11 protein-coding genes and 1 pseudogene are annotated in these 14616 nt (G+C 70.6%); 7 read left to right on the plus strand and 5 right to left on the minus strand.

What is annotated here, in order from left to right; genetic code table 11:
* The 3 genes from A5706_RS33660 to A5706_RS15260 form a co-directional block, all read left to right on the plus strand.
* Nucleotides 1-851 (plus strand): hypothetical protein (locus tag A5706_RS33660; protein WP_197517839.1); only part of this gene is annotated, 851 nt, incomplete at its 5' end.
* A 62-nt stretch (nt 852-913) separates the two neighbouring features.
* Nucleotides 914-4252, plus strand: a complete 3339-nt coding sequence (locus tag A5706_RS15255) for a DUF2126 domain-containing protein (protein ID WP_068132043.1) — start codon at nt 914-916, stop codon at nt 4250-4252.
* Nucleotides 4253-6883, plus strand: coding sequence for a circularly permuted type 2 ATP-grasp protein (locus A5706_RS15260; protein WP_068132045.1), 2631 nt, complete (start codon nt 4253-4255; stop codon nt 6881-6883).
* On the opposite strand, the gene A5706_RS15265 is transcribed toward A5706_RS15260, so the two are convergent.
* Both A5706_RS15265 and A5706_RS15270 read right to left on the minus strand, forming a co-directional pair.
* Nucleotides 6880-7935: a putative zinc-binding metallopeptidase gene (locus tag A5706_RS15265; protein ID WP_068132046.1), complete on the minus strand. Its 1056-nt coding sequence runs from the start codon at nt 7933-7935 to the stop codon at nt 6880-6882. The two genes, A5706_RS15260 and A5706_RS15265, sit on opposite strands and share 4 nt — an antisense overlap.
* Nucleotides 7928-8911 (minus strand): transglutaminase family protein, encoded by a 984-nt coding sequence (locus A5706_RS15270; RefSeq protein WP_082964401.1) that lies wholly within the window; start codon nt 8909-8911, stop codon nt 7928-7930. Before A5706_RS15270 ends, A5706_RS15265 begins: the two co-directional genes overlap by 8 nt.
* Nucleotides 8912-8932: 21 nt before the next feature.
* On the opposite strand from A5706_RS15270, the gene A5706_RS15275 reads away from it, so the two are divergent.
* Nucleotides 8933-9322: an MmcQ/YjbR family DNA-binding protein gene (locus A5706_RS15275; protein ID WP_068132059.1), complete on the plus strand. Its 390-nt coding sequence runs from the start codon at nt 8933-8935 to the stop codon at nt 9320-9322.
* Here A5706_RS15275 and A5706_RS15280 read toward each other — a convergent pair.
* The 3 genes from A5706_RS15280 to aspS are packed head-to-tail and all read right to left on the minus strand — an operon-like array spanning nt 9317 to nt 12614.
* Nucleotides 9317-10348: an aromatic acid exporter family protein gene (locus A5706_RS15280; protein ID WP_068132050.1), complete on the minus strand. Its 1032-nt coding sequence runs from the start codon at nt 10346-10348 to the stop codon at nt 9317-9319. The genes A5706_RS15275 and A5706_RS15280 overlap by 6 nt on opposite strands.
* 11 nt (nt 10349-10359) lie before the next feature.
* Complete coding sequence (locus A5706_RS15285; RefSeq protein WP_068132052.1) at nt 10360-10791, minus strand: nitroreductase family deazaflavin-dependent oxidoreductase; 432 nt, start codon at nt 10789-10791, stop codon at nt 10360-10362.
* A complete protein-coding gene (gene aspS, locus A5706_RS15290) occupies nt 10788-12614 on the minus strand; it encodes an aspartate--tRNA ligase (protein ID WP_156767139.1) in 1827 nt (608 codons plus the stop codon). Before aspS ends, A5706_RS15285 begins: the two co-directional genes overlap by 4 nt.
* Between aspS and A5706_RS15295 the strand changes: the two genes are divergently transcribed.
* From A5706_RS15295 to A5706_RS33050, 3 genes and pseudogenes are all read left to right on the plus strand, one after another.
* On the plus strand, nt 12613-13590 hold the full coding sequence (locus A5706_RS15295) for an alpha/beta hydrolase (protein WP_231985308.1): 978 nt from the start codon (nt 12613-12615) through the stop codon (nt 13588-13590). The genes aspS and A5706_RS15295 overlap by 2 nt on opposite strands.
* 13 nt (nt 13591-13603) lie before the next feature.
* Nucleotides 13604-14491: an oxidoreductase gene (locus tag A5706_RS15300; RefSeq protein ID WP_197517840.1), complete on the plus strand. Its 888-nt coding sequence runs from the start codon at nt 13604-13606 to the stop codon at nt 14489-14491.
* 9 nt (nt 14492-14500) lie between these two features.
* Nucleotides 14501-14616, plus strand: a pseudogene (locus A5706_RS33050) (SRPBCC family protein); the annotation flags it as partial.

A 14616-nucleotide genomic window follows, 5' to 3' on the forward strand; every position in this document is an offset into this window, starting at 1 on the left:
GAACTCGGCCACGTCGAGCACCTCGGCGCCCAGGTCGCGGGCGCGCCTGCTGCGCAGCTCGCTCGCCCGGTTACGGTGGCGTCCCCGGCGGTCCGCCGGCCTTCAGCATCGGCGAGGCGTTCAGCTGGGCCTGGGGCAAGTTCACCCAAAACGTCGCGCCGCTGGTCGTCTCCACGCTCATCTACGCGGTGCTGATCGGCATCGCCTACGCCGTGATCGCGTTCGGCGGCGGCATGGGCTCGACCACCACCTCCACGAACGTCGACGGCTACACCACCGCCACGACGAGCATCGGGACGGGCGGGATGATCCTCATGATCGTCGGCTACGTATTGATCTATGCGGTAGGCATTTTCGCCCAGTCCGCGTTCTATTCCGGGTGCCTGGACATCGCGGACGGACGGCAGGTGAGCATCGGTTCGTTCTTCAAGCCGCGCAACCTTGGCAATGTGATCCTCGCCGCGATCATCATCGGGATCCTGACGTCGATCGGCTCGGTCCTGTGCGTCATCCCCGGCCTCATCGTGGGCATCTTCGCGCAGTTCACCATCCCGTTCATCATCGACCGCTCGCAGGGTGCGATCGAGGGGCTGAAGTCCAGCTTCACCACCGTCCAGTCGAACTTCGTCAACGCCCTGCTGGTGTGGCTGGTGTCGGCGGCGGCCGTCCTCGTCGGCTTCCTTGCCTGCGGCCTGGGCATCCTCGTCGGCGCGCCCGTGGCCGCGCTGATCGGGATCTACGGCTACCGCAAGCTGTCCGGCGGCCAGGTCGTCCCGCTGGAGCAGCCGGGCGGTGGTTACCAGGCCGGCCCGCCACCGGGCACGCCGCCGCCGGGCCCCCAGTACGGGTAGGCCCGGGGCCCAGCTGATTGCGCTGCGCTGCGACCTTGTGGCGCTTGTGATGCAATCAGCGGGTGAGCATCAAAGTTGCGCTGGAGCACCGCACCAGCTACACCTTTGACCGGCTGGTCCGGGTTTACCCGCACGTGGTGCGGTTGCGCCCGGCCCCCCACTCCCGCACCGCCATCGAGGCCTACTCGCTGCGCGTCGAGCCGGGCGACCACTTCATCAACTGGCAGCAGGACGCCGTCGGCAATTTCCTTGCGCGGCTGGTGTTTCCGAATCCCATGAGCCAGCTGACCATCACCGTGGGGCTCATCGCCGACCTCAAGGTGATCAACCCGTTCGACTTCTTCATCGAGGACTGGGCCGAGATGTGGCCCTCGGGCGGCTGGACCTACCCCAAGGAGGTGGCCGACGACCTCAAGCCGTACCTGCGACCCGTCGACGAGGACGCCGAGGGGTCGGGCCCGGGCGGGCTCGTGCAGGCATGGGTGAGCAACTTCCGGGTGCCCGAGGGCACCCGCACCATCGACTTCCTGGTCGCGCTCAACCGCGCCATCAACGCCGACGTCGCCTACAGCCTGCGGATGGAACCCGGTGTGCAGACACCGGATTTCACGCTGCGCAACGGCGTGGGCTCGTGCCGGGACTCGGCGTGGCTGCTGGTGTCGATCCTGCGCCAGCTCGGGCTGGCCGCCCGGTTCGTGTCGGGCTACCTGGTGCAGTTGGCCTCCGACGTGGAGCCGCTCGACGGGCCGTCCGGGCCCGCCGCCGACTTCACCGACCTGCACGCGTGGACCGAGGTGTACATCCCCGGCGCGGGATGGATCGGGCTGGACCCGACGTCGGGGCTGTTCGCCGGCGAGGGCCACATCCCGCTGGCGGCGACGCCGCACCCCGCGAGCGCCGCGCCCATCACCGGCGGCACCGAGCCATGCGAATCGGTCCTGGAGTTCTCCAACACCGTCACCCGCGTCCACGAAGACCCGCGCGTCACGCTCCCCTACACCGACCAGGCCTGGCGGACCATCTGCGACGTGGGGCGCGCCGTCGACGAGCGGCTGACCGCCGCCGACGTCCGGCTGACCGTCGGGGGTGAGCCGACCTTCGTCTCGGTGGACAACCAGGTCGACGACGAGTGGAGGACGGCCGCCGACGGCCCGCACAAGCGGCAGCGGGCGTCCGACCTGGCCGCGCGGCTGAAGTCGGTGTGGGCGCCGCAGGGGCTGATCCAGCGCGGGCAGGGTCGGTGGTATCCGGGAGAACCGTTGCCGCGCTGGCAGATTGCGCTCTACTGGCGCACCGACGGGCAGCCGTTGTGGGCCGACGATGCGCTGCTGGCCGATCCCTGGAGCGCATCGCCGCCCCGAGTCGACGAGGACGCGGCCTACGAGGTGCTCGCCGCGATCGCCGACGGCTTCGGCCTGCCGCTCTCTCAGGTGCGGCCGGCCTACGAGGATCCGCTGGCCCGGCTGGCCGCCAAGGTGCGCAAGCCGCACGGCGAACCGGTGCCGGCAAGCGACGACCTCGGCCCCGACGCCACCCCCGACACCGCCGAGAACCGCGTCGCGCTGCTGGCACGCCTCGACGAATCCACTACGGCCCCAGCCGCTTTCGTGCTGCCGCTGCACCGCCGCGACGACCAGCTCGGCTGGGCCAGCGCGGACTGGCGGCTGCGCCGCGGCCGCATCGTGCTGCTGGAGGGCGACTCCCCGGCCGGCCTGCGGCTGCCGTTGGATTCGATCAACTGGCGCCCGCCCCGCGCCACCTTCGAGGCGGATCCCCTCGCCCCCGCGCCCGAACTGCCGGCGGAGCCCGAACAGGGCGACGCCGCAGTGACCGCGCCCGGCGACGCGCCGCCGACCGCGATGGTCGCCGAGGTCCGCCGCGGGCAGCTTTACATCTTCGTGCCGCCCACCGAGGCGCTCGAGCACTTCGTCGACCTCGTCGCGCGGGTCGAGGCCGCGGCGGCCAAGGCCGACTGCCCGGTGGTGATCGAGGGCTACGGCCCGCCGCCGGACCCGCGGCTGAAGTCGGTGACCATCACGCCGGACCCCGGCGTGATCGAGGTCAACGTGCCGCCCACCGCCAACTTCGCCGAACAGACGCAGCTGCTGGAAACGCTGTACGAGCAGGCCCGGCTGGCCCGGCTGTCCACCGAGTCCTTCGACGTCGACGGCACGCACGGCGGCACCGGCGGCGGCAACCACATCACGCTGGGCGGCGTCACGCCCGCGGACTCGCCGCTGCTGCGCCGCCCCGACCTGCTGGTCTCGCTGCTGACCTACTGGCAGCGGCACCCGTCGCTGTCCTATCTGTTCGCCGGGCGATTCGTCGGCACCACGTCGCAGGCGCCCCGGGTCGACGAGGGCCGCTCCGAGGCGCTGTACGAACTCGAGATCGCGTTCGCCGAGATCGCCCGGCTCGCTTCGTCTTCCAAGGCCGCTCCCCCACAACCGTGGGTGACCGACCGCGCGCTGCGCCACCTGCTCACCGACATCACCGGCAACACGCACCGCGCCGAGTTCTGCATCGACAAGCTCTACAGCCCCGACGGCCCCCGCGGCCGGCTCGGCCTGCTGGAGCTGCGCGGCTTCGAGATGCCGCCGCACCTGCGCATGGCGATGGTGCAGTCGCTGCTGGTGCGTTCGCTGGTGGCGTGGTTCTGGGACGAACCGCTGCGCGCCCCGCTGATCCGGCACGGCGCCAACCTGCACGGGCGATACCTGTTGCCGCACTTCCTGATTCACGACATCGCCGACGTGGCCGCCGACCTGCGCGCGCACGGCGTGCCCTTCGAGACGAGCTGGCTGGACCCGTTCACCGAGTTCCGCTTCCCGCGCATCGGCACCGCCGTCTTCGACGGTGTGGAGATCGAGCTGCGCGGGGCGATCGAACCGTGGACCACCCTCGGCGAGGAGGCCACCGCAACCGGCACGGCCCGCTACGTCGACTCGTCGGTCGAACGGATCCAGGTGCGCGTCATCGGCGCCGACCGGCACCGCTACGTGGTGACGGCCAACGGCTACCCGGTGCCGCTGCTGGCCACCGACAACCCCGACATCCACGTGGGCGGGGTGCGGTTCAAGGCGTGGCAGCCGCCCAGCGCGCTGCACCCGACCATCAGCACCGACGTGCCGCTGCAGTTCGAGCTGGTCGACCTCACCACCGGGACGTCGCGCGGGGGCTGCACCTATCACGTCGCGCACCCCGGCGGCCGCGCCTACGACGAGCCCCCGATCAACGCCGTCGAGGCCGAGTCGCGCCGCGCCCGCCGCTTCGAGGCGACCGGCTTCACCGCGGGCAAGCTCGACCTCGCTGCGATCAAGGAGCGGCAGGCCAGGATTCTGACCGACATCGGCGCGCCGGGCATCCTCGACCTGCGGCGCGTGCGTACCGTGCAGCAGTAAATGTCGTCCCTCGAAGTCCCCCCTGCCCACTACGACGCCGACCGGCTGCTGGCCGGATACCGGACCGCGCGGGCCCAGGAAGCGCTCTTCGACCTGCGGCACGGGCCCCGGGTCGGCTACGACGAGTTCGTCGACCGCGACGGAAACGTGCGCCCGGCGTGGTCCGAGCTGGCCGACGCCGTCGCGGAGCGCGGCCGAGCCGGGCTGAACCGGCTGCGCTCGGTGGTGGACAACCTGATCGACAACGACGGCATCACCTACACCGAGGTCGATCCCGACCACGGCGGGGTGGAGTCCCGGCCCTGGAACCTCGACACCCTGCCGATCGTGCTCTCCGCGGGCGACTGGGACGTGCTGGAGGCCGGCCTGGTGCAGCGGTCCCGCCTGCTCGACGCCGTGCTGGCCGACCTGTACGGGCCCCGCGCCCTGCTCACCGAGGGCATCCTGCCGCCGCAACTGGTGTTCGGCCACCCGGGTTACGTGCGGCCCGCCAACGGCATCGAGGTGCCCGGACACCACCAGCTGTTCATGCACGCCTGCGACGTCAGCCGGGTGCCGGACGGCAGCTTCCACGTCAACGCCGACTGGACGCAGGCGCCGTCGGGCGCGGGCTACGCGCTGGCCGACAGACGCGTTGTCGCGCACTCGATTCCGGACCTCTACGAGCGGATCGCGCCGCGGGCGACGACCCCGTTCGCGCAGGCGCTGCGCCTCGCGCTCATCGACGCCGCCCCCGACGTCGCCCAGGACCCTGTGGTGGTGGTGCTTTCCCCCGGCATCTACTCGGAGACCGCGTTCGACCAGGCGTACCTGGCCACCCTGCTGGGCTTCCCGCTGGTGGAGAGCGCGGACCTGGTGGTGCGCGACGGCAAGCTGTGGATGCGCTCGCTGGGCACGCTGAAACGCGTCGACGTTGTTCTGCGCCGGGTCGACGCGGAGTACACCGACCCGCTGGACCTGCGCGCCGATTCGCGCCTCGGCGTCGTGGGACTCGTGGAGGCGCAGCACCGCGGGACGGTGACCGTGGTCAACACGCTGGGCAGCGGCATCCTGGAAAGCCCTGGGCTGCTGCGGTTTCTGCCGCAGCTGGCCGAGCGGCTAATCGACGAGGAGCCGTTGCTGGAGACGGCGCCGGTCTACTGGGGCGGCGTGGCCGGCGAACGCTCGCACCTGCTGGCCAACCTGTCGTCGCTGCTGATCAAGTCCACCGTCGGCGGGAAAACCTATGTCGGGCCGGCGCTTTCGTCCGCGCAGCTGGCCGAGCTGGCCGCGTGCATCGAGCACATGCCCTGGCACTGGGTCGGCCAGGAACTGCCCCAGTTCTCGTCGGCGCCCACCGACCACACCGGCGTGTTGTCGTCGGCCGGCGTGGGCATGCGGCTGTTCACCGTCGCCCAGCGCGGCGGCTACGCGCCGATGATCGGCGGCGCCGGCTATGTGCTGGCCCCCAGCCCTTCGGCGTTCACGCTGAAAACCGTTGCGGCAAAAGATGTCTGGGTGCGTCCCACCGAGCGGGCGCGGGCCGAGACGGTGACCCTGCCGTCGCCGCCGGAACCCGCGAAGACGGCCGCGGGCACCTGGGGAGTCAGCTCGCCGCGCGTATTGTCCGACCTGTTCTGGATGGGGCGCTACGGCGAGCGCGCCGAGGAGATGGCCCGGTTGCTCATCGTGGCCCGCGACCGCTTCCACGTCTACCGGCACCAGCAGCACACCGAGGAAAGCGAGTGCGTGCCGGTGCTGATGGCCGCGCTGGGCCGGATCACCGGCAGCGACACCAGCGCGGGCTACGGCAACACCGACGATCACGCGGAGATGATCGCCGTCACGCCCTCGATGCTGTGGTCGCTGACCCTGGACCCGAACCAGCCCGGGTCGCTGGTGGGCTCGGTGGACGGGCTGGGGCTGGCCGCCCGGGCGGTGCGCGACCAGTTGTCCAACGACACGTGGACGGTGCTGGCCGGGGTGGAACGCGCGCTGGCGCAGCGCTCCGAGCCGCCGGACTCGCTCGCCGAGGCCGACGCGCTGCTGGCGTCGGCCCAGGCGCACACGCTGGCCGGGATGCTGACGCTGGCCGGGGTGGCGAGCGAGTCGATGGTGCGCGACGTGGGCTGGACGATGATGGACATCGGCAAGCGCATCGAACGCGGCCTCTGGCTGACCGCCCTGTTGCGGGCCACGCTGGCCACCGTCCGGTGCGCGGCGGCCGAGCAGACGATCATCGAGGCGACGCTGGTCGCCTGTGAATCGTCGGTCATCTATCGGCGGCGCACCGTCGGCAACGTCAGCGTCGCCGCGGTGGCCGAGCTGATGCTGTTCGACGCCACCAACCCGCGGTCGCTGGTGTACCAGCTGGAGCGGCTGCGGACCAACCTCAAGGACCTGCCCAGCTCGTCGGGGTCGTCGCGCCCCGAGCGGTTGGTGGACGAGATCAGCACGCTGCTGCGCCGCTCGCACCCCGAGGAACTGGAGGAGATCACCGACGGAAGCCGTGCGCAGCTGGCCGAACTGCTCGACGCGATCCACGCCGAACTGCGCAACCTGGCCGACGTCATCACCGAGACGCAACTGCGGTTGCCCGGCGGGTTCCAGCCGCTGTGGGGTCCCGACGAACGACGGGTGATGCCGGCCTAGCCGGCGACCGCCGCGGGACCCCGCGACTCCGAACTCACCTCGTCGATCGCGTCGTGGATGAACTGCATCTTGTCCAGGACGGCGACCGGCAACACGAACGGGTACAGGTCGTCGTGACCCATCGAGCGGTTCACCATGTTCAGCGACCACGACAGCGGCAGCCACAACTCGATGATGTTGGGAAACGCGCTGGGCCCCAGGTTCGGCCGGTCGAACGTGGCCGACGCGGGCGCCAGCCCGCACCACGCCGACGTGTCCAGCGTGTCGCGGATGTGCAGGTAGTGGGCGAACGTCTCAGCCCAGTCCTCGGCGGGGTGCATGGTCGCGTACGACGACACGAAGCTCTCCTGCCAGCCCTCCGGCGCGCCGTCGCGGTAGTGCCGGTCGAGCGCCTCCTGGTAATCCGCATCGGGATCGCCGAACAGTTCGTTGAATCGCGCCAGGTTGGCTTGCGACGGGGTGATCAGCCGGTAGAAGTAGTAGTGCCCGACCTCGTGGCGGAAGTGCCCGAGCAGGGTCCGGTACGGCTCGTCCATCTCGACCCGCAGCTGCTCGCGGTGCACGTCGTCGCCCTCCGCCAGATCCAGTGTGATGACGCCGTCTTCGTGGCCGGTGAACACCTTCTCGTGCGCGCTCGACAGCAGGCGAAAGCCCAGCCCGTAGTCGGGGTCGCGGTCGCGTCCGATGATCGGCAGCTTGAGCTCGTGCAGCTCGGCGATCAGCCGCCGCTTGGCCGCCTCGGCGCGGGCGAAGGCGGCCAGCCCCTCGGTGTCGGCGTCGTTGGGCCGCTCCAGCGTGAGCGCGCACGACGTGCACAACCCGCCGGCGTCGTTGCGTGGAACCAGCCAATTGCATTGTGCGAGATGCAGATTCGCGCACAGCTGGTAGTCGTCGGCGTCGACGGCTCCGGCGTGCTCGCTGTCGTCGCCCCGGGCGATCACCAGCAGGGCCATCTGCTCGAGGGAGAACCCGAGCGCGCTGCCGCACGACAGGCATTCGGAGTTCTCGAACGCCAGGCGCTGGCCGCAGTTCGGGCAGTGAAAATCACGCATTAAACGCGTCACCTCCAAACGGCACGACGTCGACCGCGACGTCGATCACGCTGTGCTCGGAGTTGGTGTAGATGATGCCGCGCAGCGGCGGCACGTCGGCGTAGTCGCGCCCGCGACCCACGATGATGTAGCGCTCGTCGACCAGCTGGTCGTTGGTGGGATCCAGGCCCAGCCACTCGAACTGGCCGGGCTCCTGCGGGGTCCACACCCCCGCCCAGGCGTGGGTCGCGTCGATGCCGATCATTCGATCCTTCCCCGGTGGTGGGTCGGTGGCCAGATAGCCGGACACGTAGCTGGCCGCCAGACCGTTGGCTCGCAGGCAGGCGATCGCCAGCCTCGCAAAGTCCTGACATACCCCTTCCCGGGCCTGCAGAACCTCGTTGACCCCGGTGGAAATCGTTGTCGACCCCGAGCGGTAGGTGAAGTCGGTGAAGATCCGCGACGCCAGGTCGCGCATCACCTCGACCAGCGGGCGCCCCGGCTCGAAGCTGGGGGCGGCGTACTCGCGGACCGCGTCGGTGATCTCCGGCGGGTCCAGGTCCAGGGTGAACTCGGTCGCGAGCGCTCCTCGGCGCCCGGCCGGCCGGGCGGCCTCCCACGGCTGCACCGCCGGCCCGCTGGTGTAGCGCTCCGGCGGCGGCGGATACACGTCGACGATGGAGTCGCCGGTGATCGTCAGCGACTGGTGCGGCTCGGTGACGTGGAAGTACGAACTGATGTTTCCGTAACTGTCGCTGCTGGTGGAGCTGTCTGCGGGGGCCGGGTCGATGGTCAGCCGGTGCGCCACGCACCGCTGCCGCGCGGAGTCCCGCGGCGTGAGGAAGGCGCGGCCATAAGAGCTGGTCACCACGTCGGAATAGCGGTACTGGGTGCGGTGGGTGACCCGGTGCCGGCGGGCCTGATTTCCCTCCAAGGCTTCTGACACAACGCTGATCCCATCACACCCCGTTTGCCGATCGCGAGCCAAGCGCACCATTTCGGGAGCACAATCGAAGACGTGGCCACGTGGAACGACGTCGCCCGCATCGTTGGTGAACTGGCACTCACCTCCGAGCCGTCACCGCACGAGTGGCGGGTCGGCAAGAAGTTGCTGGCTTGGGAACGGCCACTGCGCCCATCGGATCGCGAGGCGCTGGCCGACAGCGGCGTGGAACCCCCGGAGGGCGACATCCTCGGGGTCCGGGTTTCCGACGAGGGCGTCAAGTTCGCGTTGATCGCCGACGAACCGCAGGTCTACTTCACCACCCCGCACTTCGACGGCTACCCAGCGGTGCTGCTGCGCCTCGACGAGATCGCGCCGCGCGACCTCGCGGAAGTGATCACCGAGGCGTGGCTGACGCAGGCGCCGAAGAAGCTGGTGCAGGAGTTTCTGGCCGACTCACTATGACCGCAGGTCGATGACCCGCTGCAGGTCGTCGACGCAGGCCTGGGCGGCGTCGGCGAGCACCACCTGGCTTTGCTCCCGGGCGCCGGCCTGCAGCTGCGACGCGTGATGGCGCGCCGCCGCGGTGTAGGCGCACGCCCCGGCCGGGTCGGAGTCGGCCAGCGCCGTCGCAGCCGCCAGCGCCACCAGCGCGCGCTGCACGTCGTGCGGCGGCGCGGCCTTGCAGCCAGCGCTGCCCGGGGCAACGACGCGGGCCAGTTCCAGCACCGAGCTGGCGAGCAGGGCGACGTGCACCGCCTGGTGATCGGCGGCCCGCACGGCATCGCGCAGCCCCCAGCGCCGCGGCGCGACGCGCACGACCTGACGGGCGGTGGTGCGCGCCTCGATGAGCCCGCCCAGCTGGGCGTGCACCCGATCGACGGCCGACAGCGGCCAGTCGGGCGGGGCCTCCCTGCGCCCGGCGGCGAAGTCCGCGGCGCGCGTCAGGACGCCCTGCAGCACGCCGAAGACGCCGACGCGGGCGCTGCGCAGCACCACCAGCGGGTCGGCCGGAAACAGCAGGACGGCGACGACGATCGCCACGACACCGCCGATCAGCGCGTCGTACAAACGCTCCAGGCCGACGTTGCTGCCGTACAGGGCCAGCACCAGGATCGCCGACACCGCGGTCTGGTTGGCGAACATCATCCCCTGCCCGATGTAGCCGTGGCCGATGAACACCGCGGCGGACAGCGCGAGGAACGCGCCGACCCCGATGGCCAGCGTGCCCGGCCCGAGCACCCCCTCCACCGCGATGCCCACGCCGATGCCCAGCGTCACGCCGATCATCATCTGGATGGCGCGCTGAGCGCGCAGCACATTGCTGATCGACAGGGACACCGCGGCGGCGATCGGCGCGAAGAACGGCTGGGGGTGACCCAGCAGGTCGTGCGCGATGTACCAGGACAGGCCCGCGGCGACCGAGGTCTGCACGAGGTTGAACCACAGCGCGCGCAGCCGTTTGAGGCCTGCGCGCGCTGCTCGCTTCATGGCATGCCGAGCTAGGCCGGCTGCAACTCGAACAGCGGAATGACCCTGCTGGTCTTGGACTGGTAATCGGCGAAGCCGGGCGCCGCGGCCGCGACCTTTTCGAAGAGCGCGTCTCGCTCGGCCTTGGGCAGCTCGTGGGCGGTGACGTCGAACGCTTGCACGCCGACCTCGACGTGCGCCGCCGGGTTGGCCCGCAGGTTGTGCACCCAGGCGGGGTCCTTGGGCGCGCCGGCGAACGATCCGATGATGATCAGCTTGCCGTCGATGCGGAAGTACGCCAGCGGCGAGATGCGGGGCTGGCCGGACTTGGCCCCGGTCGTCGTCAGCAGCAGCAGGTTGGCGCCCTCGAACTGGCCGCCGACCTTGCCCTCGTTGGCCCGGAATTCGTCGATGATGCTGGTGTTGAACGCGTTGATGGTCGCGGTGTCAGGCATTTCGCTCATGCCCGGTCAACCTTCTCCGGCTTGACGTCTATTCCGGACTCTTTGCGCTGCTGGGCCGTGATGGGCGCCGGTGCGTCGGTCAGCGGGTCGACGCCGCCGCCGGTCTTGGGGAACGCGATCACCTCGCGGATCGAGTCGACCCCGGACAGCAGCGCGTTGATCCGGTCCCAGCCGAACGCGATGCCGCCGTGCGGCGGCGCGCCAAACATGAAGGCCTCCAACAGGAATCCGAACTTCTCCTCGGCCTCGGCCTTGTCCAGGCCCATCACGGCGAACACCCGCTCCTGGATGTCGCGGCGGTGGATACGGATCGAGCCGCCGCCGATCTCGTTGCCGTTGCAGACGATGTCGTACGCGTCGGCCAGCACGCTGCCCGGATCCGTGTCGACCACATCCTCGTATTCGGGCTTGGGCGAGGTGAACGCGTGGTGCACCGCGGTCCACGCCCCGGACCCGACCGCCACGTCGCCGGCGGCGGTGGCGTCCTCGGCGGGCTCGAACAGCGGCGGGTCGACCACCCACACGAACGCCCACGCGTCGGGGTCGATGAGGCCCAGCCGCTTGGCGATCTCGCCGCGGGCCGCGCCCAGGAGCGCCCGCGACGACTTCGCCGGGCCGGCCGAGAAGAAGATGCAGTCCCCCGGCTTGGCCCCGACGTGGCCGGCCAGGCCCGCGCGTTCGGCGTCGGAGAGGTTCTTGGCCACCGGACCGCCGAGCTCGCCGTCGTCGCCGACGAGCACGTAGGCCAGCCCGCGGTGCCCGCGCTGCTTGGCCCACTCCTGCCAGCCGTCCAGGGTGCGCCGCGGCTGGGAGGCCCCGCCGGGCATCACGACCGCGCCGACGTAGGGCGCCTGGAAGACGCGAAAAGTGGTGTCTTTGAAGAACTCCGCGCACTCGACGAGCTCCAGCCCGAACCGCATGTCCGGCTTGTCCGAGCCGAACCGCCGCATCGCGTCGGCGTAGCTGATCCGCGGGATCGGCCTCGGGAGCTGATAGCCGATCAGTCCCCACAGCGCGGCCAGGATCTCCTCGGAGACCGCGATGATGTCCTCGGCGTCGACGAAGCTCATCTCCATGTCGAGCTGGGTGAACTCCGGCTGGCGGTCGGCGCGGAAATCCTCGTCGCGGTAGCAGCGGGCGATCTGGTAGTAGCGCTCCATGCCGGCCACCATCAGCAGCTGCTTGAACAGCTGCGGGCTCTGCGGCAGCGCGTAGAACGAGCCCGGGTGCAGGCGCGCCGGCACCAGGAAGTCGCGCGCCCCCTCCGGCGTCGAGCGGGTGATGGTCGGCGTCTCGATCTCGACGAAGTCGTGCCGCGCCAGCACCTCGCGCGCGGCCGCATTGACCTTGGAGCGCAGCCGCATTGCCGCGGCCGGCCCGTCGCGCCGCAGGTCGAGGTAGCGATACTTCAGCCGCAGCTCCTCGCCGGCGGGCTCGTCGAGCTGGAATGGCAGCGGCGCGCTCTCGCCGAGGACGGTCAGCGAGCTCGCGTTGACCTCGACCTCGCCCGTCGCGATCTCCGGGTTGGCGTTGCCCTCCGGCCGGATCTCGACGATCCCGGTCACCGCGACGCAAAACTCGGCGCGCAAGTGGTGCGCCTGGGCCAGCACGTCTGGGGCGCGGAACACCACCTGCGCGACGCCCGACGCGTCCCGCAGGTCGATGAAGATGACGCCGCCGTGATCGCGGCGCCGGGCCACCCAGCCGGCCAATGTCACCTGCTGGCCCGCGTCGCCACTCCTCAGCGCACCGGCGGCATGGCTGCGCAGCACGAAATACTCCCCTTTTGCCCGATTTGAACGACTGCCCAGTCTAGAGTGCATGAGCGACGTCGCCGCGGACGGATCAGGAGTGCAGATGACCACTTATGCGTTCGATCCGGAAATCGCCGCCGTCGTTCCACTCCTGCCCGATCTCCCGGGCGACGATCCGCTGGCCATCCGGGCGGCGCTGTCGGAGATGATCGCCCAATTCCCGCCGCCCGACACCACCGGCGTGCAGGTCGAGGACCGTCAAATCCCGGGCCGCGACGGCGATCCCGCGGTGCCGATCCGCATCTACCGGCCCGACCGGCGCAGCGCGCCGGCCGCGATCTACCACATCCACGGCGGCGGGTTCGTCGCCGGCGATCTCGACACCGAACACGCCTCCAACGTGACGCTGGCGCGCGAACTCGGCGTGGTCGTGGTGTCGGTCGACTACCGCCTCGCCCCGGAAACCCCGTTCCCCGGTGGGCTGGAAGACGTCTACGCCGGGCTGGTCTGGACGGCGGCGCACGCGGACGAATTGGGCGTCGACCCGCAGCGCATCGCCATTCAGGGCACCAGCGCCGGGGGCGGGCTGGGCGCGGCGCTGGCGCTGCTGGCCCGCGACCGCGGCGGCCCGCACATCGCCTTCCAGTTCCTTTCCGTGCCCGAACTCGACGACCGGCTGGCCACCGCCAGCATGATTGCGTTCACCGACACGCCTTTTTGGAGTCGCCCCCGGGCGATCGTCAGCTGGGACTGCTACCTGGGGCCCGGCCGGGCCGGCGGCGACGACGTATCGATCTATGCGGCGCCGGCCCGCGCCACCGACCTGGCGGGTCTGCCGCCCGCGTACGTTTCGGTCATGCACTTCGACCCGCTGCGCGACGAGGGCGTCGCCTACGCGCTGGCCATGCTCGCCGCGGGCGTGAGCGTCGAATTGCATTTGTTCCCCGGCACTTTCCACGGCTCGATGCTGATCCAAGACGCGGCGATCTCGAAGCGCGAGCAGGCCGAAACCGTCGCGGTGCTGCGCCAGGCGCTCGCGCTCTAGTAATTTCGGAGTTATCGCCACCAACATCGCACTCGTCGGTCCCGGCGCCGTCGGCACGACGGCCGCCGCCCTGCTGTACAAGGCCGGGCATTCCGTCCTGGTGTGCGGCCGCACGCCCAGGGACGCCATCGAGCTGCGGCCCGACGGCGCCGAACCGATCGTGGTGCCCGGCCCGGTGCGCACGGATCCCGACACGGTCGACGGCCCCGTCGACGTGGTGATCCTGGCGGTCAAGGCCACCCAGAACGATGAGGCCGCCGCCTGGCTGGGCCGGCTGTGCGCCGAACACACGATCGTCTTGGTGCTGCAGAACGGTGTCGAGCAGGTCGAACAGGTGCAGCCGCACTGCCCGTCGTCGCCGGTGGTTCCGGGGATCGTCTGGTACGGCGCCGAAACCCAGCCCGAGGGGTGGGTGCGGTTGCGCACCGAACCGCGGCTGGTGCTGCCGTCGGGCCCCTCGGCGGAGACGGTGGCCGAGCTGCTGCGCGGCGCCGGCGCCCAGGTGGACTGCGACCCCGACTTCATCACCGCGGCCTGGCGCAAGCTGCTCGTCAACGCGCTGGCCGGGTTGATGGTGCTGACCGGGCGGCGATCCGGGATGTTCCACCGCGACGACGTCGCCGCGCTGTCGCGCCGCTACGTGGCCGAATGCCTGGCCGTCGCGCGCGCCGAGGGCGCCCGGCTGCCCGACGACGTGGTTGACGAGCTGGTCGACCTTTTCCGCAAGGGCCCCCAGGACATGGGCACCTCGATGCTGTTCGACCGGGAGAACCACCGGCGCCTCGAGTGGGACATCCGCAACGGCGTGATCGTCCGCAAGGCCCGCGGCCACAACCTGGCGACGCCGATCAGCGACATCCTGGTGCCGCTGCTGGCAGCGGCGAGCGACGGGCCGGGTTAGATTCAAGCCATGTTCCCTTGCGAGCGTGTCGACCTGGACTTCGTCGAGTCCGCGCCGTTTCGCTTCCGCAACAGCGTCGACCTCGCCGTCACACCCGAGCAGCTGTTCGAGGTGCTCGGCGACGC

Origin of the sequence: Mycobacterium sp. E796, from assembly GCF_001672815.1 — a bacterium.
Classification (GTDB): domain Bacteria; phylum Actinomycetota; class Actinomycetes; order Mycobacteriales; family Mycobacteriaceae; genus Mycobacterium.